We start from the raw sequence: 22,493 nt of genomic DNA on the forward strand, positions 1-22,493 counted from the left end.
CCTGCGACCTCAGCGGTCGTTCTTCAGGTACTGCAGGAACGGGTCGTTCTTGTCCAGCACGATCACGCCGTTGCCGTCGGTCATGGAGCCACGGTAGGCCTCCAGGCTGCGGTAGAACGCATAGAACGACGGATCGGCCGAGCCGGCCTTGCCGTAGATGCGCGCCGCCTCGGCATCGCCTTCACCGCGCAGGCGCTGGGCATCACGCTCGGCCTCGGCGATCAGCACGGTGCTGTCACGGTCGGCCTGGGCGCGGATGGTCAGCGACTGCTCCTCGCCCTCCGCGCGCAGCTTTGCGGCTTCCTGCTTGCGCTGGGCACGCATGCGCTCGTACACATCGTTGATCACCTGGCTGTCGGTCGGCAGGTCCACCTGCTTGATGCGCAGGTCGATCATCTGCATGCCCAGGCCGGCCACCGCCTCGTTGATCCCCTTCAGCTGCTCGGCGATCAGCTCGCTGCGGTCGCCGGAGACCAGCTGCTGCAGGGTGCGCGAGTTGATCTGGTTGCGCAGCGAGTCGGTGATGATCGGTGCCAGGCGGGCGTTGGCGATGCGCGGATCGCCGCCGGTGGCACGGAAGTAGTCACCCACGTTGGAGATGTAGCCGATGGCGAAGAAGTCGACGCTGACGTCCTTCTGCTCGGCGGTGAAGTAGCGCGCCGGTGCGGTGTCGAGCACCTGGAAGCGGCGGTCGAAGACCTTCACCGTTTCCACCACCGGCACCTTGAAGTGCAGGCCCGGCTTGATGTCCGAACGCACCACCTTGCCCAGGTTCAGCACCATGGCGGTCTGGTCCTCACGGACCACGTACACCGAGCCGAGCAGGCCCAGCACCACCGCCACGATCACGGCGATCCAGATAGGACTCTTCATCGGCTGCCCTCCTCACGGCCGCTCGGTCGCCCGGTCGGGCGGCCCACCGGCCGGCCCGGATCACGGGAAGCTTCCGCCGCTGCACCCGGCAGCGACGGCATCACCACGTCCGGGTTGGCCACTGCGGCCGGAGCCGACGTGCTCGGACGGGTATCGCCGGTCATCGGCACGTAGATCAGCTGGCGGCCATCGCCACCGATCACCTTGCGGTTCTCGCTCAGTACCTGCTGCACGGTCTCCAGCCACAGGCGCTTGCGGGTCACTTCCGGGGCGTCCTTGTACTGGGCCTGCAACAGGCTGAAGCGCTGCGCGTCACCCTCGGCCTTGGACACCACGGCCTGCTTGTAGCCTTCAGCGGTGGTACGGGCGCGCGAGGCCTGGCCCCGGGCTTCCGGCACGACCTTGGCGGCGTAGGCCTGGGCTTCGTTGATCAGGCGTTCCTTGACCTGCTGGGCACCGTTGACCTCGTCGAAGGCCGGCTTCACTTCTTCCGGCGGACGGGCATCCTGCAGGGTCAGGCCGGTCACGGTCAGGCCGGTCTTGAACGCCTTCAGCAGCGCCTGCAGGCGCTCCTCGGCGGCCACGGCCAGCGGGCCACGGTTGTTCAGCACGGCGTTGAGATCGGCGCGGCCGACTTCCTCGCGTACGGCGCTCTGCGCCGACTGCTCCAGCACCTGGTTGGCATCGACGGTGCCGAACAGGTACTGCTGCGGGTCGTCGATGCGGTACTGGACGTTCAGCGAGACGTTGACGATGTTCTCGTCGCGGGTCAGCACCGGCACCTGGATCGAGAAGGTCTTGATCTCGGTGGCGTTGACCTTGGTGACCGATTCGATCGGCCACGGCAGCTTGAAGTTCGGGCCGGGCTGCAGGATGCGCGAGAACTGGCCGAAGCGCAGCACCACGCCACGCTGCTGTTCGCCGATCAGCTGGAAGCTGGAGAACAGCACCAGCAGCACCACGGCTGCCACCACCCAACGCACGATGCCGCCGTCGAACAGGTCCTTCAGCGGCCCGGGCAAACCGCCCCAGCCACCACCATTGCCACCGCCGCGTGACCCGAACGGCCCGCGTCGATTGTCCTCGGGGCCTTGTCCGCCCTTGTTGCCGCCGGGTGTATTCCAGGCCATGCACGCTCCATCAAGATTTGGGCTGCGGCGCGGGCCCTTCCCGCACCGCCAGCCGTGAAACCATCACCGATCATACAAGATGGGGCGGATCGGCAGGATCGAAAGGGGGGCAACGGGGTAAGGTGGCGTTTTCCTCGAAGTCAGGCAACGCCGATGGCCCCCACCACCCCGTTCACCGCCTTCCGCATCGAAAACGACGACGCCGGCTACCGCAGCGGCCTGGTCCGGCTCGGGGTCGACGACCTCAACCCCGGCCAGGTGCTGATCCGCGCCCACTGGTCCTCGGTCAACTACAAGGACGCGCTGGCCGGTACTGGAAAAGGGAAGATCCTGCGCCGCTTCCCGCTGGTGGGCGGCATCGATGTGGCCGGCACCGTGGTCGCCAGCACCGACCCGGACTGGCGTGAAGGCGACGCGGTGCTGGCCACCGGCTGCGGCCTCAGCGAGACCCGCGACGGCGGCTACAGCCAGTACGTGCGGCTGGAATCGCGCGCGGTGATCGCCCAGCCGGCCGGGCTGACCCCACGCGAGGCGATGGTGCTGGGCACCGCCGGCTTCACTGCGGCGCTGGCCCTGCTGCGCATGCAGGACAACCGCCAGACCCCGGAACTCGGCCCGCTGGCGGTCACCGGTGCCAGCGGCGGTGTCGGTGCGCTGGCGCTGTCCATCTTCAGCCGTGCCGGCTACAGCGTGCACGCGGTCAGCGGCAAGCCGGACCAGGCAGGATTCCTGCGCAGCATCGGCGCCACCGAGGTACTGCCGCGCGACGCGCTGGCCGACACCGGCGCGCTGCAGTCGGCCCGCTTCGGGGGTGGCCTCGATAATGCCGGAGGCGACATGCTGGCCAGCCTGCTGGCGCAGACCGTGCCCTACGGCAGCGTGGTCAGTGCCGGCCTGGCAGCCAGTCCGACGCTGGACATGACGGTGATGCCGTTCATCCTGCGCGGTGTCTCGCTGCTGGGCGTGTCCTCGGCCAATGCGCCACGCGGACTGCGTGAGGAAGTGTGGTCGCGGCTGGGGAGTGACTGGAAGCCGCAGCACCTGGACCGCATCTGCACCGCCGAAGTCGGCCTCGATGGCCTTCCTGCCGTGTTCGAACGGATGCTGGCGGGCGGTTCGCTGGGTCGCACCGTGGTGCGGATCGACTGAACGTCGCAGGCAGGCGACGGACGGCAGACGCGGCCCTCCCGCCGGTAATGGGCCCGCACTACACTGCGGGCATTACATGGGGAACAACATGGCACGCATTCTGATCGTCGACGACTCACCGTCGCAGCTGTTGGGGATACAGCGCATCGTCGAGAAGCTCGGGCACCAGATCCTGACCGCCACCGATGGCGCCGCCGGGGTCGAAACCGCCAAGGCCGAGCTGCCCGACCTGGTCCTGATGGACGTGGTGATGCCCAACCTCAACGGCTTCCAGGCCACCCGTACCCTCGCCCGCGACGAGGCGACCCGGCATATCCCGGTGATCCTGGTGACCACCAAGGACCAGGACACCGACCGCATGTGGGGCATGCGCCAGGGCGCCAAGGCCTACATCACCAAGCCGTTCTCGGAGGACGAGCTGTCCGAGGTGCTGGAGCGCGTGTTCGCGGGCCAGGGCTGAGACGCGCGCGGTAGTGCCGGCCGCTGGCCGGCAACCACGCATCACCGTCCAGGGCAATGAAGTTGCCGGCCAGCGGCCGGCAGTACCTTCAAATGGTCTCGCCGAACGCCTTGGCCAGATTGCGGTACGCCTTCTTCTGCGCCTCGTCGGTCGCAGCCGGGGCCACGATCTCGATCTCGACGATCTGGTCGCCATCCGGGTTGCCCGGCAGGCCACGCCCGCGCAGGCGCAGCTTGCGGCCGGCATCGGAATCGGCCGGAATCTTCAGTTCCACCGCGCCGCCCAGGGTCGGCACGCTGATGCTGGTGCCCAGCGCGGCCTGCCACGGCGTGAGCGGCAGCGTATAGAGGATGTTGCGGCCATCGACCTCGAACTGCGGGTGGGCGGCGTATTCCACTTCCAGCAGCAGGTTGCCGCCATGGTTGCCCTGCCCTGCCAGGCGGATCACCTGGCCCGGGCGGATGCCCTTGGGCACGCGCACGTCCAGCTGCTTGCCGTTGACGGTGATGCGCAGGCTGTCGCCGCTGTAGGCCGCTTCCAGTGGCACCGACAGCTTGGCGCGGGTATCGCGGTTGGGCGCATGGCCCTGGCTGCTGAAGCCCGGACCGGCCCCCGCGCCCGCTCCACCGCGCTGGCGCGCGAACAGGCTTTCGAAGAAGTCGCTGAAGCCGCCGTTGGGGCCGCCGCCACCGAACACTTCCTCGAAATTGAAACCACCGGCGCCGCCGTAGTTCGGCGGCACGTTGAACTCCTCGCCCGGGCGATAGCCCTGCGCGCGCAGCTGGTCGTAGGCCGCGCGCTTTTCCGGATCACGCAGCGCCTCGTAGGCCTCGTTGACCGCCTTGAACTTGTCTTCGGCCCCAGCCTCCTTGCTGACGTCCGGGTGGTACTTGCGTGCCAGCCGGCGGTAGGCGGTCTTGATCTCCGCCTCGCCCGCGCTCGGTTCCACCCCCAGGGTGGCGTAGTAATCCTTGAATTCCATCCAGCTACCTCGATTCGCTTCGGCCGCGCCGGTGGCGCCGCCCCGGGTTCATTCTACGCGCCTGCGAGGCTACGCCGCCCCTCGTGCGGCCCCGGTGAGGCCGACTGATCCTGCGCAATGCGGCTGCCATCCCCGTGCGCCACGCTGTGGCTGGAAGCCCCTGCCACAACGCCGGAAGATGGGGCCTGCACACCGGGTTTCCAATGTCTTGACGCCCCTGTCCCATCCGGCCCACTAGCCTGCCCCAGCAAGGAGTTCCCATGACCATCCATGTCGGCGACCGCATTCCGGAAGTGACCCTCAAGCGCATCCGCGAGGGCATTGAAACGCTTGATACGCATTCGTTGTTCGATGCGCGCAAGGTGGTGCTGTTCGCCGTGCCCGGCGCGTTCACCCCGACGTGCTCGGCACGTCACCTTCCCGGCTACGTCGAAAAGTTCGAGGCCTTCCGCCAGCGCGGCATCGACGTCTACTGCATGGCCGTCAACGACCCGTTCGTGATGAAGGCCTGGGCCGCCGACCAGAGCGTGCCCGACGGCCTTCTGATGCTGTCCGACGGCAATGCCGAGCTGACCCGCGCCCTGGGTCTGGAGCTTGATGCGAGCGCGTCGGGCATGGGAATCCGCTCGCGTCGTTTTGCCCTGTACGTCGACGACGGCGTAGTTCGAGAGGCCTGGGTTGAACAGCCCGGCCAGTTCGAAGTGTCTTCGGCCGAGTACGTGCTGGAGCATCTCCCCACCTGATTCCCCACCGCAGAAGGAAACGGCCAGCCATGTCCAGCAAGCCAGCCAAAGCCAGCAAGCCCGCCGCAAACGTTCCTGGCATCAGCGATCGCGCAACCCTGCGCGAGCGCGCCCGCCGCAACCTCGAAGACGGCGCGATCACAGACAGCTACAGCGCTGACCGCGAGGTGGTGATCAAGCTGCTCAACGACGCACTGGCCACCGAGTACGTCTGCGTTCTGCGCTACTACCGGCACTACTTCATGGCCAAGGGCATGCTGGCCGACGCGGTCAAGGCCGAGTTCCTGGAACATGCACAGCAGGAACAGGCGCATGCCGGCAAGCTGGCCGAGCGCATCGTCCAGCTGGGCGGCGAGCCGGATCTCAACCCGGATACGCTGACCGCGCGTTCGCACGCCGAATACAAGGAAGGCAGCGACCTGCGCGACATGGTGCGCGAGAACCTGGTGGCCGAGCGCATCGCCATCGACAGCTATCGCGAGATGATCAACTTCATCGGTGACCGCGATACCACCACCAAGCGCATCCTTGAAGAGATCCTGGCGCAGGAAGAAGAGCACGCCGACGAGTTCGCCGACCTGCTGGATGGGTGGATCGGGGAATAGCGGCCCCGCATACGCCTTGGTAGATGCCCACCCTGGTGGGCGCACTCATCACGTGCCAACCAAGGTTGGCACCTACCGCAGGACGTTGAACCTTACCTGTGTCCACGCGCCATCTGCCGCCAGCGCGGTCAAGGTGTGCGCGCCCGGCCCGGCGAACTCGCGCTGCATCAGCTGCGCGCCGTGCGTCTGTGCGATCCAGCGTCCATCGAGCAACCAGTCCACCGCCTGCTCGCTGCCCAGCGCGCGCAGCTGCAGGCGTACGCCATGTTCCGAATTCGGCGCGCGCGCCAGCGTGGCGCCATCGTTGAGCCCATCGATGTGCAGCGCAACGCTGGCCTCGCGGCCATCATCACGGCAGTCCGGCGACAGCGCCGGCAGCTGCGAGGCTTCGCGCGTGGCCTTGGACAGCCACGGCGACAGCAACGCTGGCCAGCGCGCGATCTCGCGCGCGACTTCTTCGTGCGGCAAGCGGCAATCGGCTGACACACGCAGACCGGTACGCGCATCGGCAAGGTAGCGCTGCCGACCCGGTTGCCAGCGCCGTGCTTCGCGTTCGGGGAAGGTCGGTGGTGCTGCCCCTTCCAGCAGATAGGCTGGCATCAGCCGCTGGCAGAGCGCAGCAGGCAGGCCTTCGGCATGCTCACCGGTCGGCCAGCAGATGTCTTCCTGGCTGACGCTGGCCGGCATCGGCGCAGCGGCCGAGTCACCGCGCTGGCGCGGCAGGCTGTCCACCACCTCGAACATCAGCGGCAGCGCGGTCACCGCGCCGTACTGGCCCGGTAGGGGTGTGCCGTCCGGCCGACCCACCCACACGCCCACGGTGTAGTGGCGGGTGCTGCCGATCGCCCACGCATCGCGGTACCCGTAACTGGTGCCGGTCTTCCACGCCACGCGCGGGCGGCCACCGACATCGAACGTCCCGACGCTATACCCCGGCCGCGGATTCGATTCCAGCATCTCGCGCACGATCCAGCTGGCGCCCGGCGAGGCCAGGCGCCGCTCGATCATCGGTTCGTCATCGGTGTAGCGCACGCGCCCGGCGATGCCGTTGCGGTTGAGCGCGGCGAACGCACCGACCAGATCTTCCAGCCGCGCACCGGTGCCGCCCAGGATCAGCGACAGGTTGGGCGTGCTGCCCGGCGGGAAGCGCAGCTGGATGCCGGAGTGCGACAGGCGCGCAGCAAAGCGCGCCGGACCGACCCGCTGCAGCAGGTCCACCGAGGGCACGTTGAGTGACAGCCGCAGCGCGCTGGAGGCGCCGATCGGCCCATTGAAGGCCATGTCGAAGTTGCCGGGGCGGTAGCTGCCGAAACTCTGCGGCGCATCGACCAGCAGGCTTTCCGAGTGGATCAGGCCATCGTCCAGCGCCATTGCATACAGGAACGGCTTGAGCGTGGACCCAGGCGAGCGCCAGGCCTGCACCATGTCCACGTGGCCGAGCCGCTGGCGGTCACCGAACGCCAGCGTGCCGACATAGGCACGCGCCTGCAGGGTCTGGTTGTCGACCACCAGCAGGGCCGCCGAGGTGCGCTCGGGCAGCGTGGAGAAGTAGCTGGCCACGCGTTCTTCCAGGGTGCGCTGCAGGCCGATGTCGATACTGCTCTGAATGCGTGCCTGGCCCGGATGCGCCGAGTGCAGGCGCTGTGCCAGCAACGCGGCATGCAGCGGCGGCCGCAGCGAGCGTGCGACCACGTTCTCGATGCGCGCATCTTCCACTTCTTCCGCTGTCCACGCGCCCAGCTCGGCCATGCGTGACAGCACCTTGTCGCGTGCCTTCTGCGCCGCTTCCGGATGGCGGTCCGGGCGCAGCCGGCTCGGCGCCTGTGGCAGCACCGCCAGCAACGCCGCCTCGGCATGCGACAGCTGCGCCGCCGGCTTGCCCAGGTAGGCCCAGCTGGCCGCTTCCACGCCCTCGATGGTGCCGCCGTAGGGTGCGCGCTCCAGGTACAGGGCCAGGATCTGCTGCTTGCTCAGGTGCACTTCCAACTGCACCGCACGCAGCATCTGCTTGAGCTTGCCCCAGGGCGTGCGCGTATGCGGATCGAGGATGCGTGCGACCTGCATGGTCAAGGTCGAGCCACCGGACACGATGCGACCACCGCGCAGCAGCTGGCCACTGGCACGCAGGATCGCCAGCGGGTTGATGCCCGGATGGCGCCAGAACCAGCGGTCTTCGTAGGTCAGCAGCGCCTGCAGGTACAGCGGCGAGACGCTGTCGGTCGATGCCGGATAACGCCACACGCCCTCGGCGTCGGCGAACGCACGCAGCGGCGTGCCATCGGCAGCCACCACCAGAGTGCTGGTATCGCGTTGCTTCGGCAGCGGCGGCGGGAAGACGAAATCCAGCACCAGCAGCAGTGCCAGCGTGGCGGCCATACCCCAGCGCAGCCACGGCCACAGTGGCTGCAGCCGGCGGCGCAGGGTCGCCAGCCGGGTCGTCATCGTGTTCTTCATTGCAGCGTGCCGCATTGGAGCTTGCCAGCTGGACGGGCCGCACCGTCGCGGCCCGTCCGCGCGGTCACGGCTGTACCACCGTGATCGTGGTCGGGTTGCTGCGGCCGACGCCGCGCAGCTGCGGCCGGTACATGTCCTCCACCAGCGGCGGCGGCACCGAGTAGGTACCCGGGGTCACCGCGCGCACCAGGTAGAACACGTTGGCCTTGCTGCCACGCGAGAGCTTCAGCGCGGCCACGTAGCGGTCGTCGCGGAATTCCTCGTGCTTGGTATCGGCGGCTTCACCCCGGTCGCTGATGGTGATGCCATCGACCACCACGTCGGCCCACTGCTTGGCATCGCCCAGGTTGAAGTTCTCGATCTCCAGGCCGGCCGGCAGCAGGTCGGTCAGCAGTGCATCGGGCATCGTGGTGTCAGCGGTGACGGTGACGCGCACGATCAGGGCTTCGCCTTCCTTCAGCGGCCGCGGCGACCACGGCTTGCCATCGGTGCCGTAGTAGCTGCGCTCGACGCCCAGCACGCTGTTATCCGGTGCCGGCGCGCTGCGCGGGATACCGGCCACGTCGATGCTGGCGAACATCGGCGGCTGGCCCTGCGGGGTGAAGCGCACGCCGCTGGCGAGTTCATTTGCACTGAAGTTGCGGCCGAACAGCTTGCGTTCGCCGATGGCTTCGGTGTTGCCACCGATCACCAGTTCACCGGCCACCAGCGCCTTCTGGTTGGCAGCAAGCGCCTTGCCAAGGCGGGCAATCGCCACCTGTTCCTGCGTACTCAGCCACATCCAGCCGGCATTGCGGCGCGCATCCAGGCCGCGGCCGAGGTCAACCGCACGTGCATCCCAGGCCGGCTTGGCCAGCTTGTTTTCGTGGGTCAGCGCGATCATCAGCGCGTCATCACGGATCGCACTGCCGTAGTCGCCGAAGTACGACGGGCGTTCGCTGCTGGACTTGGCGAAGGCCGCCGCCAGCGCGGCCTGGCCGCGCTTGGCATCGCCCTGCAACGACAGCGCCACGCCCAGGTGGACCAGCGACAGGCCGCCGACCGCCTTGCTGCGCTCGTTGTCGTACAGCGTGCGCAGGGTACCCAGCGGCGCACGGTTGACCCTGGCCAGCACGTAGCCCGAGTACGCCTGGTTGGCGAACTTCAGTTTCTCGCGGTCGTCCTGGCCATAGAACTGGTTGCCACCGGACAGCAGATCCTCGCTGAGGCGGTTGAGTGCCTTCTGCAGCACGTTGTCGGGCACGGCGAAGCCGGCGTCCTTGGCATCGAGCAGGAACTCGGTGATGTACGGGGTCAGCCACGGGTTCACGTAGCCGTCGTCACCCCACATCGAGAAGTTGCCATTGGCCACCTGCATCGACGCCAGGCGGCCAAACGCACCTTCCATGCGCTCGCGGCGGGTCTTGGCATCCAGCCCGTCGGCACCGAGCATCGACGATGTTGCCTGGTCCAGGATCAGCGCGGCGTAGCCCTTGCTGGTGGTCTGCTCGGCACAGCCATACGGGTAGTTCAATGCACCCTGCAGCGCACTGGCGAACGGGATCGGCGGCAGCGGGCTGACCAGCAGGCGGGCATTCACCGACTCGGCCATCAGGCCATCGGTCAGGCTGTTATCGAGGCTGACCGCGGCCAACGGATCAAGCGTGCGCACCTGCGAACGCAGCACCTGCGGCCACGCCGCACGCACCGGCAGGTCGTAACGGCGATCGGCCTTGAAGCCGTTGCCGTCCACCCGCACCCGCACCTTGGCCACGCTGTGGCCCTCGCGTGCCGAAAGCGGGAAGCTCAACGTGGTCTTGGCGTCGGCATTCAACTGCACGCTGCGGCTGCCTTCGCCCAGGTTCAGCGGGCCCTCGCTTTCCACCTTCACGTTGAACTGGCCCGGCTTGCCGGTGAAGTTCTGCACATCCAGGGTCACGGTGCTGCGGTCGCCCGGAGCGAGCACGCGCGGCATGCTGGCTTCGGCGAGGATCGGCGCACGCACCACGGTTTCCACGTCGCGCTTGCCGTACTGGTCATCGCTGTAGACCAGTGCCGACACCCGCAGGGTGCCGTTGAAGTCCGGCACCTTCAGGCGGATGCGGGCGATGCCCTTGGCATCGAGCTGCACCGGGCCAGAGAACAGGTCCACGGTCTGCACGCGCGCGGTCGGGCGCTTGGCCTGCGGCAACGCCTGCAGCGCCATGTCGCCACCGAACTTCAGCTTGCCGGCGCCGCCGTCAAAGCTCTCGATCACCCGGCTGTAGATGTCGTAGGCATCGATGCCGAGGCGACGCTGGGCGAAGAAGTGCGCACCGGCATCGGGCACCGGGAAGCGGGTGATGTTGAGGATGCCCACGTCCACCGCCGAGACCGTGACGTGCGCCATTTTGCCGGCCAGCTGCGGTGCGCTGACCGTCACCGGCAGGTCCTGTTCCGGTCGCATCTGCTTGGGCGCTGCCAGGCCGACGGCCACGGTGCGCCCCTTGCGGTCCATCGGCACGTGCACCACGCCCACCGCACGGGCCGGGGTGATCTTGCTCGGCGCACTGCCGCCGCGGAACACCAGCGCGGTGATGTAGACGTCGTGGCGCTCCCAGTCAGCGGTGACCGGAATCTTGAAGGTCGAACCCGGCTTGGCGTCGATGTCCTGCACGTACAGCATGCGGTCGGTCTCGACCATCAGGATGCCCTTGCCGGCGTGCGGCGGGGTCACCGTCACCTCAAGCGTGTCGCCTGCCTTGTAGCCGGTCTTGTCCAGGCCCAGCTTGATCTTGTCCGGGCGCGCGTCCAGGCCGCGGTTGTCATCACCCCAGCTCCAGCCGGCGCGGAACGGGTAACGGCTGGTCAGGCCGGTGGACGGGTCGAACACGTCCACCCGGTACTCGCCCCACTCCACCGGGAAATCGAAGGCGACCGCACTGCTGCCGGCATCGACGGTGCGGGTTTCCTTGTTCTCGAAACGGCGGGTGAAATCGTAGTCCCAGCGGTTGTCGTTGAAGGTCCAGTGGTAGTCGCGCAGCTCGCGCACCAGAGTGATCTTCAAGCCCTTGGCCGGCTGCGGCGTACCAGCAGCATCCACGCGCATCAATTCGAAGCGCGCGTTGCCGTTGGAATCGGCACCGTCCTCCGGGTTGAACAGCGGGCGTACACCGACCAGGGCGTTGGCCGGCCACATCACCCGCTTCAGGGTACGGGTGACCGTGCGGCCACCGGTTTCATACAGGCTGCCGGACAGCACTACGGCAATCGGCGCCTTGGCCTTGGCTGCCTCTTCCGGCAACGCGACGTCCTCACGCAGCTGGCCGTTGCCCGGCAGCGTGGTATCGATCACGTCCTTGGCCTCGCGCGGCAGCTGCAGGGTCGGGTCACCGAAGAAATAGCCCGGCAGGCCCTCCACCGGCTTCTGCTCGGCGGCCACCGCCATACGTGCCGTGAAGCGGTTGCCATTGGCCGGTGCCCCGTACAGATAGGCACCATTGGCCTGCAGGCGCAGGTCCTCACCCGGCTTCAGCGTCTTCTGCGCGCTGTCCAAGTCCAGCTTCATGCGTTCCGGCAGGAATTCCTCGATGCGCAGGGTCATGCCCTGGATCGCTTCCTTGCTGGCCGGGTCGGTGCGGAACTCGACCTGCCAGCGCCCGGTCGGCGCCTCGGCGGGAATGACCTGCTCGAAGTTGATGTAGCCCTGGTCGCCCGGCTGCAGGCGGGTCTCGCGGAAGGTCTTGCCGTCGGGCTGCTTCAGCCGCAGGAATACCGGTTGCGCCTTGACCGGCTTGCCGTCGTTGTCGCGCAGCAGGGCGGACAGGCGCACGGTCTCGCCCGGGCGGTACAGGTCGCGGCCGGACCAGGCGTAGACGTCGAACCAGGCATTGTCACGGCCGGCCACGGCGAATTCGCTCAGGTCCAGCGCCGGCTGGTTGAACGGCAGGAAGCTGGTGTCCTTGCCGGTGCTGGCGACCAGCACGTGGGTGGCATCCAGGGTGTAGTTCAGCAGCGCATTGCCATTGCCGTCGGTGCTGCCCTTCAGCACCACCTCGCCCTTGGCATCGAGCACGCGCAGGTCGATGCCCTTCAGCGGCGCGCCGTCCTTCAGGCCGGCGGTATGGACGAACAGCTTGTCCTTGTAGGCGCGGGTATGCAGGCCGATGTCGCTGACCGAGAAGAACGCGGTATCGAACTCGCCTTCGTAGTCACCGGTGCGCTTGAGCAGGGCGAAGTACAGGCCCGGCTCCTGCAGTTCCTTGATGTCCTGGGTCGGCAGGTAGGTCAGCACCCGCTCGTTCTTCTTGCCGCCCAGGATGAAGCGGTTGACGTAGACCGGCTCTGCCAGCTTGTTGATCGGGCTGCGCTCGTAGTCGCTGCTCAGCTCCCAGCTGCCGCGGCGGCCACCGCGCTGGTACTGGCTGAAGAAGGTCGGCAGGTCCTTCTCGCGCACGCGCAGGAACTCGACGTCGACCTCCGGCACGTTCACCGAGACCACCGGCAGGCCACGACTGTCCTTGGCCGGCAGCACGCTGCCCTGCGAGGCGAAGCCGACCACCGGTTTCAGCTCGCCGCTGAACACCTTCTGTTTCAGCTCCTTGCCCAGGCGGCTGCCATCGGCGGCCAGCAGGTCCGGCGAGACCACCAGGCTGAACTCCTTGCCGGCCTCGACGAACGGGTAGCGCAGGGTCAGGCCGTCATCGGACAGCGTCCAGCTGCTGTCGTCGGTGCCGACCTTCTCTTCGAAGCGCACCAGCTTGTCGAAATCCTGGGTGCCGACCAGCGGGCGCGAGAACTCCAGCGCCAGCGACAGGCCGTCATTCTTCTGGTCCGGGTAGGCACGCAGCAGGGTGAATTCCTTCACCTGCTCGGCCTTGGTGGTGATGGCTTCACCGCTGGCCTTGGGCAGCTGCCCGCTGTCATTGCGGCAGCCAGCCAGGCCCAGCAACAGGCCTCCTGCCAGTACCGCCGCCGCCCATCCCCACCGCTTCCGCCGTGCCGGACCGCTCATGTCGTCACTCCTTGATCGAGGCGGCCATTATAGGCAGGCCACGTCAAAGTGTTGACGCGAATTCGGCAATTGCCCCAAGTGCGGGTAGTGCCGGCCGCTGGCCGGCAACCGGCATGGCAGATTGGATGGAATTGCCGGCCAGCGGCCGGCACTACCGATCGCTCTAGCCCGGCAGGTACAGGTCCACGTAGTCGGTCACCGGCATCGCCGCCAGCGCCACAGGGTCCAGCGATGCGGCCAGGATGCGCTGCTGCTGGGTGGTCGGGAAGCGGTGGGCCAGGTGCCGGCGGAACTTGTCCATCAGCAACGGAATGCCCTCCTCACGTCGGCGCGCGTGGCCCAGCGGGTATTCCACCAGTACCTCGGGCAGCTCAGTACCGTCGCTGAAGCGCACACTCAGGCCGTTGGCGATGCTGCGCTTGTCCGGGTCCAGGTAATCGGCGCTGAGCTGCGGATCCTCATGACAGCCCATCTTCGCGCGCAGTGCATCGATGCGCGGATCCGCCGCCACATCGTCCTCGTAGTCCTCTGCCACCAGCCGCCCATGCAGCAATGCGATGGCGACCATGTACTGCACGCAGTGGTCGCGGTCGGCCGGGTTATGCAGTGGGCCCTGCTTGTCGATGATGCGGATGCAGGCTTCCTGGGTCCGGATCGCGATGTGCGCAATGTCCTCGACCCGCCGCCCCATCGCAAGCAACTGCTGGTGCAGCATGACCGCGGCCTCCACTGCGGTCTGGCCGTGGAACTCGGCCGGGTAGCTGATCTTGAACAGCACGTTCTCCATCACATAGCTGCCTAACGGTCGCCCCAGCGTCAGTGCCTGACCGCGCATGGACACGGCCTCGAAGCCCCAGGTTGGCGCGCTCAGCACGCTGGCATAGCCCATCTCACCGCTGGCTGCCATCAAGGCCAAGCGCACGCCACGGCTGGTCGCATCGCCGGCCGCCCAGCTCTTGCGCGAGCCGGTGTTGGGTGCGTGCCGGTAGGTGCGCAGCGCTTGGCCATCGACCCAGGCCAGCGACAGCGCATTGAGCATGCGCTCGCGGTCCAGCCCGAGCAGCTGCGAGACCACCGCCGTGGTGGCGACCTTGACCAGCACCACATGGTCCAGCCCGACCCGGTTGAAGGAGTTCTGCAGGGCCAGCACGCCCTGGATCTCGTGCGCCTTGATCATCGCCAGCAACACGTCGTGCACGGTCGGCGGCGGTCGGCGCAGGGCCTGCGCGTTGCGGCCCAGCCAATCGCAGACGGCGAGGATGCCGCCCAGGTTGTCCGACGGGTGCCCCCATTCGGCGGCGAGCCAGGTGTCGTTGAAATCCAGCCAGCGCACCATTGCGCCGATGTTGAAGGCGGCCTGCACCGGATCCAGCACGTAGTGCGTGCCCGGTACGCGCGCGCCGTTGACTACGCTGATGCCCGGCACCAGTGGACCGAGCAGCTTGCTGCAGGCCGGGAAGGACAGCGCTTCCAGGCCACAGCCCAGCGTATCGAGCAGGCAGTGGTGCGCGGTCTGGAACGCCAGCGGTGAGTCGATGCGCGCGTCGCGCACGTAATCGACGATGTCCACCAGCAGTGCATCCCACGCTGCACGCTCGTTGGATGGGGTGTGGTTGTCGGACATCGTCGATCTCCTCTTCAGAAGCAGGTCAGGCCGCGCCTCCCGGTAATCGCCAACCTAGGCTGGCGCTGGACCGTACCCGGGCGGTGCCAATGCAATGCCAACCAAGGTTGGCATCCACCAGAGCATGTGATGCCGGCGCCGTTCGGCTGGTTACTCGGCCGGTACCCGCACCTTGCCTTCCATCAATACGCGGGCGCTGCGGCTCATGATGGCCTTGGTCACCGTCCACTGGCCGTCAACGAGGCCGGCCAGCGCGCCCACGCGCAGCGTGCCGGAGGGATGGCCGAAGGTTACTGCTTCGCGTTCGCCGCCACCGGCCGCGCGATTGACCAGCGTGCCCGGAATCGCCGCTGCGGTACCGATCGCCACGGCGGCGGTCCCCATCATCGCGTGATGCAGCTTGCCCATCGACAGCGCACGCGCATGCAGGTCGATCGCCGAGGCCGGAATGGCCTTGCCGCTGGACGACACGTAGTCCTGTGCCGGTGCCACGAAGGCGACCTTCGGTGTGTGCTGGCGGGTTGCCGCGTCTTCCAGCGTGTTGATCAGGCCCATGCGCAGCGCGCCGTAGGCACGAATGGTCTCGAACTTCTGTAGTGCCGCCTTGTCTTCGTTGATTGCCGGCTGCAGCTCGGTCCCGGTGTAGCCGAGGTCGGCGGCGTTGAGGAAGATGGTCGGGATGCCGGCGGTGATCATGGTCACCTCGAAGCTGCCCACGCCGGGCACGTCCAATGTATCGACCAGATTGCCGGTCGGGAACATCGCGCCCGCATCACCGTCGTCGGACGGATCGATGAATTCCAGCTGGATCTCGGCCGCCGGGAAGGTCACGCCATCCAGCTCGAAATCGCCGGTCTCCTGTACTTCGCCATCGCGCATCGGCACGTGCGCGATGATGGTCTTGCCGATGTTGGCCTGCCAGATGCGTACGGTGCACAGGCCATCGCGCGGCACGCGGGCGGGATCGATCAGGCCGTTGGCAATCGCGAACGGGCCGACCGCAGTGCTGAGGTTGCCGCAGTTGCCGCTCCAGTCGACGAAGGCGGTATCGATCGAGACCTGGCCGTACAGGTAGTCCACATCGTGGTCCGGCACAGAAGCGGTGGAGATGATCACGCATTTGCTGGTGCTGGACGTTGCACCGCCCATGCCATCGGTCTGCTTGCCATACGGATCGGGCGAGCCGATCACGCGCATCAGCAGTGCATCGCGTGCGGCGCCCGGCACCTGCGCGGCCTCGGGCAGGTCCTGCAGGCGGAAGAACACGCCCTTGCTGGTGCCACCGCGCATGTAGGTAGCGGGAATACGGAGTTGCGGGAGGAAGGTCATGGATCGGGTTCCTGTGTGCAGTGAAACAATTCTCTGGGAGCCGTGCACCGCCCTAAGGTGGGCCATATGTACTGGCTTCATCTTCGATTCGATGCGCGCTCGAGCAGTTTCTGGAAGTGCCCCAGAGGCAGGGGGCCGGAGGCCCCGAAGCAAGACCTTCAGCGATCAACTGGCGAAGCAGGTCTTCAGCCTTGCTTCGCCGACGCTGACGGATAAGGTCGCGAACGTACTCGGAAGCGCTGGCGTAGTCGCCTTCACGAACTTCCTGGTCCACGAACTGTTTGAGCTCATCAGTCAGCACCACGTTGACATTGACCATATAGACCTCCACTGCGGAACTGTCACGCGACAGTCTGCGAGGCACCAAAGGCAACGACAAGGGCAGAAAGCGCCAGCCGTTGCTTAAAGAGGCCTTCGCCATCACGCAGGCGCTCCAGTATGACTTCGCCGCGCCCGCGCGGACGTTCCCTGCTGCCATCGGAACAGGTACAGGATGACCAGCTTGGTACTGCCACTCACCACTGCCAGCAGCAGCAACGGCCATCCCATCCGTAGGCCCATGGCGAAGGCAAATACGATCGTGGACAGGTCCATGAGCAGGATCCACTGGCTCATCCGCAGCGACACTGCACCGGTATGGCCATTGCGAAGGATCAACAGGATCTGATGCGTATAGCCCTGCGCCAGCAAGGCAGTGATGGCCACGATCATCGCACTGGCCACCACCCTGCCCTCGTCCGCGTGACGATCACCCCAGGCCAAGCCGGTCAGCGCGCAGATCAGCAGCAGCGCGGCTGCCAACACGCTGGTCGTCGCGGAGCGATTCCGTCGGTCGCGCCAGATCTCCACCAGGATGGCCATGACCAGCACCGACGCGAGCAAGCGTGGCCAGACAATGAAGTGATTGAACGGCGTGACGCTGTAGCCATAGACGAAGAAAGACAGGTACGCCAGGAAGCTGACCGTGAATTGATTCAGCGACAATACTGCAGTGGCGCTGTCAGTCGCGTCCGCACGCTCCCGACGGTTGCGCACCAGGCGCAACTGCGCGCCCACACCCAATAGGCTCAGCAGGATGAAGGCGGTGTTGACCGTGCCTGCGATGTTGTAGAACGCCGTTCCCATGCAGATGGGGCAACACCCCTCTCCTCCGTGACCACCGCCATGCGGGCCGAAGCCAGCATGGCGGCAACTCGATACAAGTCAGCTATCTGCTGCCTTACGCCACCTTGGCGCCTTCCAGGAAGTCCTGGGCGAAGCGCTGCAGCACGCCGCCGGCCTCGTAGATCGCCACTTCCTCGTCGCTGTCCAGGCGGCAGGTGACCGGCACGATCACGTCCTGGCCGTCGCGGCGGTGGATGACCAGGGTCAGTTCGGCACGCGGGGTACGCTCGCCGATCACGTCAAAGGTCTCGGTACCGTCGATCCCCACGGTCAGGCGGGTGGTGCCCGGCTTGAACTCCAGCGGCAGCACGCCCATGCCGATCAGGTTGGTACGGTGGATGCGTTCGAAGCCCTCGGCCACGATCGCCTCGACGCCAGCCAGGCGCACGCCCTTTGCGGCCCAGTCACGCGAGCTGCCCTGGCCGTAGTCGGCGCCGGCGATGATGATCAGCGGCTGCTTGCGCTCCATGTAGGTCTCGATCGCCTCCCACATGCGCATCACCTTGCCTTCCGGCTCCACGCGCGCCAGCGAACCCTGCTTCACGCTGCCGTCGTCATTGCGCACCATTTCGTTGAACAGCTTCGGATTGGCGAAGGTGGCGCGCTGCGCGGTCAGGTGGTCGCCGCGATGGGTGGCGTAGGAATTGAAGTCCTCTTCCGGCAGGCCCATCTTCGCGAGGTATTCGCCGGCGGCACTGGACGCCAGAATCGCGTTGGACGGCGACAGGTGGTCGGTGGTGATGTTGTCCGGCAGCACCGCCAGCGCGCGCATGCCTGCCAGCGTGCGCTCGCCGGCCAGTGCGCCCTCCCAGTACGGAGGACGACGGATGTAGGTGCTCTGCGGGCGCCAGTCGTACAGCGGGCTGACCGCGGCGCCGTGCTCCACGCGCACGTTGAACATCGGGTTGTAGACCTTGCGGAACTGCTCGGGCTTCACCGAGGCCTTCACCACCGCGTCGATCTCGGCGTCGCTCGGCCAGATGTCCTTCAGGCGCACCTCGTTGCCGTCGGCGTCCACGCCCAGCACGTCCTTCTCGATGTCAAAGCGCACAGTGCCGGCGATGGCATAGGCGATCACCAGCGGTGGCGACGCCAGGAAGGCCTGCTTGGCGTACGGATGGATGCGGCCATCGAAGTTGCGGTTACCCGACAGCACGGCCGTGGAATACAGGTCACGGTCGATGATTTCCTGCTGGATCTTCGGATCCAGCGCACCACTCATGCCATTGCAGGTAGTGCACGCGAAGGCGACGATGCCGAAGCCGAGCTGCTCCAGGTCCGGCAGCAGGCCGGATTCTTCCAGGTACAGCTGGACGGCCTTGGAACCCGGCGCCAGCGACGACTTCACCCACGGCTTGCGCTGCAGGCCACGTGCGTTGGCGTTGCGCGCCAGCAGTGCGGCGGCGATCACGTTGCGCGGATTGGAGGTGTTGGTGCAGCTGGTGATGGCCGCGATGATCACCGCGCCATCGGGCATCAGGCCCTGCGCCTGCTCGGCCTTGCCCGCTTCCAGCTTGGCCTCGTCGGCGATGCCGCGCTCGGCCAGATCGGCAGTGGCCACGCGCTTGTGCGGGTTGGACGGGCCAGCCATGTTGCGCACCACGCTGGACAGGTCGAAGTGCAGCACGCGCTCGTACTGCGCGGTCGCCAGATCGTCGGCCCACAGACCGGTGGTACGTGCGTAGTTTTCCACCAGCGCTACCTGCGACTCCTCGCGCCCGGTCAGGCGCAGGTAATCGGTGGTCTGCGCGTCGATGTAGAACATCGCGGCGGTGGCCCCGTATTCGGGGCACATGTTGGAGATGGTGGCACGGTCACCGATGGTCAGTGCCGCGGCACCCTCGCCGAAGAATTCAAGCCACGCGCCGACGACGCGTTCCCTGCGCAGGAACTCGGTCAACGCCAGCACCACGTCGGTGGCGGTGATGCCCGGCTGCGGGCGGCCAGTCAGTTCGACACCGACGGTGTCGGGCAGGCGCATCCACGACGCGCGGCCCAGCATCACGTTCTCCGCTTCCAGACCACCCACACCAATGGCGATCACGCCCAGCGCATCCACGTGCGGGGTGTGGCTGTCGGTGCCCACGCAGGTATCCGGGAAGGCCACGCCGTCCTGCACGTAGATCACCGGAGACATCTTCTCCAGGTTGATCTGGTGCATGATGCCGTTGCCCGGCGGAATCACATCCACGTTCTGGAATGCCTGCTTGGTCCAGTCGATGAAGTGGAAACGGTCTTCATTGCGACGATCTTCGATCGCGCGGTTCTTTTCGAACGCCTGCGGATCGAAACCACCGCACTCCACCGCCAGCGAGTGATCGACGATCAGCTGCACCGGCACAACCGGGTTGACCTTGGCCGGGTCGCCACCCTTGTCGGCGATCGCATCACGCAGGCCGGCCAGGTCCACCAGCGCGGTCTGGCCGAGGATGTCGTGGCAGACCACGCGCGCCGGGAACCACGGGAAATCGAGGTCGCGACGGCGCTCGATCAGCTGCTTCAGCGAATCGCCGAGCGTGGCCGGATCGCAGCGACGCACCAGGTTCTCGGCCAGCACGCGCGAGGTGTACGGCAGGGTGGCGTAGGCGCCGGGCTGGATCGCATCGACAGCGGCACGCGCGTCGAAATAATCCAGCGCGCTGCCGGGGAGGTTCTTGCGGTAATCGGTATTCATGGGCTGGCGGAGTACTTGGGGCGGGCCGGGTGCCGGCGGTGCGGCGGCGAAAGCACCCGGCCGGCACGCGGCCGGCCGGATGGGTACGGCAGGTGGATCAGACGCGCTTGTCGATGGCGACGAAGTCGCGGTCTTCCGGACCGATGTAGTTGGCGCTCGGGCGGATGATCTTGCCGTCCATACGCTGCTCGACGATGTGCGCGCTCCAGCCGGCGGTGCGGGCGATCACGAACAGGGGAGTGAACATCGCGGTCGGCACGCCCATCATGTGGTAGCTGACGGCGCTGAACCAGTCCAGGTTCGGGAACATCTTCTTGATGTCCCACATCACCGATTCCAGGCGCTCGGCGATGTTGTACATCTTCATGCTCGACTGCTCTTCGGACAGCTCGCGGGCCACGTCCTTGATCACCTTGTTGCGCGGATCAGAGACGGTGTAGACCGGGTGGCCGAAACCGATCACCACTTCCTTGCGCTCGACGCGGGCCTTGATGTCTTCCTCGGCCTCATCGGGACTGTCGTAGCGCTTCTGCACTTCGAACGCCACTTCGTTGGCGCCGCCGTGCTTCGGACCGCGCAGCGCGCCGATGCCACCGCAGATCGCGCTGTACATGTCGCTGCCGGTGCCGGCGATGACGCGGCAGGTGAACGTCGAGGCATTGAACTCATGCTCCGCGTACAGGATCAGCGAGGTGTGCATCGCCTTCACCCACGATTCCTGCGGCTTCTCGCCGTGCAGCAGGTGCAGGAAGTGGCCACCGATCGAGTCATCGTCGGTTTCCACATCGATGGCGCGGCCGTTGTGGCTCCAGTGGTACCAGTACAGCAGCATCGAACCGAGGCAGGCCATCAGCTTGTCGGCGATGTCACGCGCGCCCGGATGGTTGTGGTCGTCCTTCTCCGGCGCCACGCAGCCGAGCACGGACACGCCGGTACGCATCACGTCCATCGGGTGTGCCGACGGCGGAAGCTCTTCCAGCGCCGCCTTCACCGCAGCAGGAATGCCACGCAGCGACTTCAGTTTGGCCTTGTACGAAACCAGCTCGGCGCGGGTCGGCAGCTTGCCGTGCACCAGCAGGTAGGCGATTTCCTCGAACTCGCTGGTGTTGGCCAGGTCCAGGATGTCGTAGCCACGGTAGTGCAGGTCGTTGCCACTACGGCCCACGCTGCACAGCGCGGTGTTGCCCGCAGCGGTGCCGGACAGGGCGACGGACTTCTTCGGCTTGAAGGTCGGGGTTGCGGTCGTATCGTTCATGTTTCCCTCCGAAAACTTGATGGTGCAGGGTACTGCTTATTTCTTGGCGGCGAACAGTGCATCGAGCTGCTGCTCGAAGGCGTGGTAGCCGATGCGGTCGTAGAGTTCTTCGCGGGTCTGCATGGTCTCCACCACATTGCGCTGGTGGCCATCGCGGCGCACCGCCTGGTAGACGTTCTCGGCGGCCTTGTTGGCGGCGCGGAAGGCCGACAGCGGGAACAGCTGGATCGCAACGCCGGCAGAAGCCAGTTCATCGCGGCTGAACAGCGGGGTGGCGCCGAATTCGGTGATGTTGGCCAGCACCGGCACCTTCACCGCGTCGACGAAGCGGCGATAGGTGTCCAGGTCGTAGGCCGCCTCGGCGAAGATGCCGTCGGCACCGGCCTCGACACAGGCGATGGCGCGCTCGATGGCCTTGTCCACGCCGTCCACCTGGATGGCATCGGTACGCGCGATCAGGAAGAAGTCCGGATCGGTCTTGGCATCGGCAGCCGCCTTCACGCGGTCGACCATTTCACCCTGCGAGACGATTTCCTTGCCCGGGCGGTGACCGCAGCGCTTGGCGCCGACCTGGTCTTCGATGTGGCAGGCGGCCGCGCCGGCCTTGATCAGCGACTTCACGGTGCGCGCGATGTTGAACGCGCTCGGGCCGAAGCCGGTGTCGATGTCGACCATCAACGGCAGGTCGCAGACATCGGTGATTCGGCGCACGTCCACCAGCACGTCTTCCAGGGTGTTGATGCCCAGGTCCGGCAGGCCCAGCGAGCCCGCGGCAACACCGCCGCCGGACAGGTAAATGGCGCGGAAGCCGGCGCGCTTGGCCAGCAGGGCGTGGTTGGCGTTGATCGCGCCGATCACCTGCAGCGGCGATTCGGCAGCCAGCGCCTCACGGAAGCGGGCACCGGCGGAGAAAGGAGTGGAAGCTGTCATGCGGCAATCCAGGTTGAAGTACGGGAAAGAGACCGCAAGCACCATGCCAAGCTGCAAGCCGTTGATTTCACGGGAATGACGTCGACGCAACAGTGAAACATATGAAACATTGAAACAGATGTATCATGAAACATCCCGTCCAACGCGCG

16 protein-coding genes are annotated in these 22,493 nt (G+C 66.7%); 4 read left to right on the plus strand and 12 right to left on the minus strand.

Annotated elements, in window-relative coordinates; genetic code table 11:
* Positions 1 to 9 precede the first annotated feature (9 nt).
* Entirely contained in the window at positions 10 to 873 is an 864-nt protein-coding gene (hflC, locus tag AC5P68_RS00430; protein WP_005414169.1) for a protease modulator HflC, read from the minus strand.
* Positions 870 to 2,003, minus strand: coding sequence for an FtsH protease activity modulator HflK (gene hflK / locus AC5P68_RS00435; protein WP_005410642.1), 1,134 nt, complete (start codon positions 2,001 to 2,003; stop codon positions 870 to 872). The genes hflC and hflK overlap by 4 nt, the downstream gene beginning before the upstream one ends.
* A gap of 153 nt (positions 2,004 to 2,156) precedes the next feature.
* Between hflK and AC5P68_RS00440 the strand changes: the two genes are divergently transcribed.
* Both AC5P68_RS00440 and pilH read left to right on the plus strand, forming a co-directional pair.
* On the plus strand, positions 2,157 to 3,152 hold the full coding sequence (locus tag AC5P68_RS00440) for a YhdH/YhfP family quinone oxidoreductase (protein ID WP_005410643.1): 996 nt from the start codon (positions 2,157 to 2,159) through the stop codon (positions 3,150 to 3,152).
* 88 nt (positions 3,153 to 3,240) lie between these two features.
* Positions 3,241 to 3,612 (plus strand): twitching motility response regulator PilH, encoded by a 372-nt coding sequence (gene pilH, locus AC5P68_RS00445; RefSeq protein WP_005410644.1) that lies wholly within the window; start codon positions 3,241 to 3,243, stop codon positions 3,610 to 3,612.
* 88 nt (positions 3,613 to 3,700) lie between these two features.
* On the opposite strand, the gene AC5P68_RS00450 is transcribed toward pilH, so the two are convergent.
* A complete protein-coding gene (locus AC5P68_RS00450; RefSeq protein ID WP_005410645.1) occupies positions 3,701 to 4,594 on the minus strand; it encodes a DnaJ C-terminal domain-containing protein in 894 nt (297 codons plus the stop codon).
* Between the two features lie 260 nt (positions 4,595 to 4,854).
* On the opposite strand from AC5P68_RS00450, the gene AC5P68_RS00455 reads away from it, so the two are divergent.
* The gene (locus tag AC5P68_RS00455) at positions 4,855 to 5,337 is read left to right on the plus strand and encodes a peroxiredoxin (protein ID WP_005410646.1); all 483 of its coding nucleotides are present in this window, start codon (positions 4,855 to 4,857) and stop codon (positions 5,335 to 5,337) included.
* Between the two features lie 29 nt (positions 5,338 to 5,366).
* Positions 5,367 to 5,942: a ferritin-like domain-containing protein gene (locus AC5P68_RS00460; protein ID WP_005410647.1), complete on the plus strand. Its 576-nt coding sequence runs from the start codon at positions 5,367 to 5,369 to the stop codon at positions 5,940 to 5,942.
* A 72-nt stretch (positions 5,943 to 6,014) separates the two neighbouring features.
* Here the strand turns inward: AC5P68_RS00460 and pbpC are convergent, their stop codons facing one another.
* From pbpC to prpB, 9 genes are all read right to left on the minus strand, one after another.
* Positions 6,015 to 8,396, minus strand: coding sequence for a penicillin-binding protein 1C (gene pbpC / locus AC5P68_RS00465; protein WP_049431662.1), 2,382 nt, complete (start codon positions 8,394 to 8,396; stop codon positions 6,015 to 6,017).
* 64 nt (positions 8,397 to 8,460) lie between these two features.
* The gene (locus AC5P68_RS00470; RefSeq protein ID WP_049404546.1) at positions 8,461 to 13,368 is read right to left on the minus strand and encodes an alpha-2-macroglobulin family protein; all 4,908 of its coding nucleotides are present in this window, start codon (positions 13,366 to 13,368) and stop codon (positions 8,461 to 8,463) included.
* A 163-nt stretch (positions 13,369 to 13,531) separates the two neighbouring features.
* Positions 13,532 to 14,992: a bifunctional 2-methylcitrate dehydratase/aconitate hydratase gene (locus AC5P68_RS00475; RefSeq protein ID WP_414498125.1), complete on the minus strand. Its 1,461-nt coding sequence runs from the start codon at positions 14,990 to 14,992 to the stop codon at positions 13,532 to 13,534.
* 150 nt (positions 14,993 to 15,142) lie between these two features.
* Complete coding sequence (gene prpF, locus AC5P68_RS00480; protein ID WP_049431667.1) at positions 15,143 to 16,321, minus strand: 2-methylaconitate cis-trans isomerase PrpF; 1,179 nt, start codon at positions 16,319 to 16,321, stop codon at positions 15,143 to 15,145.
* Between the two features lie 52 nt (positions 16,322 to 16,373).
* The gene (locus AC5P68_RS00485) at positions 16,374 to 16,742 is read right to left on the minus strand and encodes a type II toxin-antitoxin system ParD family antitoxin (protein WP_231522733.1); all 369 of its coding nucleotides are present in this window, start codon (positions 16,740 to 16,742) and stop codon (positions 16,374 to 16,376) included.
* Positions 16,742 to 17,446 (minus strand): hypothetical protein, encoded by a 705-nt coding sequence (locus AC5P68_RS00490; protein WP_033835384.1) that lies wholly within the window; start codon positions 17,444 to 17,446, stop codon positions 16,742 to 16,744. The genes AC5P68_RS00485 and AC5P68_RS00490 overlap by 1 nt, the downstream gene beginning before the upstream one ends.
* 94 nt (positions 17,447 to 17,540) lie before the next feature.
* Positions 17,541 to 20,159 carry a Fe/S-dependent 2-methylisocitrate dehydratase AcnD gene (acnD, locus tag AC5P68_RS00495; protein ID WP_184014043.1) on the minus strand — a complete coding sequence of 873 codons (2,619 nt, stop codon included), beginning with the start codon at positions 20,157 to 20,159 and terminating at the stop codon, positions 17,541 to 17,543.
* A gap of 97 nt (positions 20,160 to 20,256) precedes the next feature.
* Positions 20,257 to 21,414, minus strand: coding sequence for a bifunctional 2-methylcitrate synthase/citrate synthase (gene prpC / locus AC5P68_RS00500; protein ID WP_414498126.1), 1,158 nt, complete (start codon positions 21,412 to 21,414; stop codon positions 20,257 to 20,259).
* A gap of 36 nt (positions 21,415 to 21,450) precedes the next feature.
* The gene (gene prpB / locus AC5P68_RS00505) at positions 21,451 to 22,344 is read right to left on the minus strand and encodes a methylisocitrate lyase (protein ID WP_010482769.1); all 894 of its coding nucleotides are present in this window, start codon (positions 22,342 to 22,344) and stop codon (positions 21,451 to 21,453) included.
* Positions 22,345 to 22,493 lie beyond the last annotated feature (149 nt).

Source organism: Stenotrophomonas sp. YJH_SMC_58 (genome assembly GCF_059369635.1).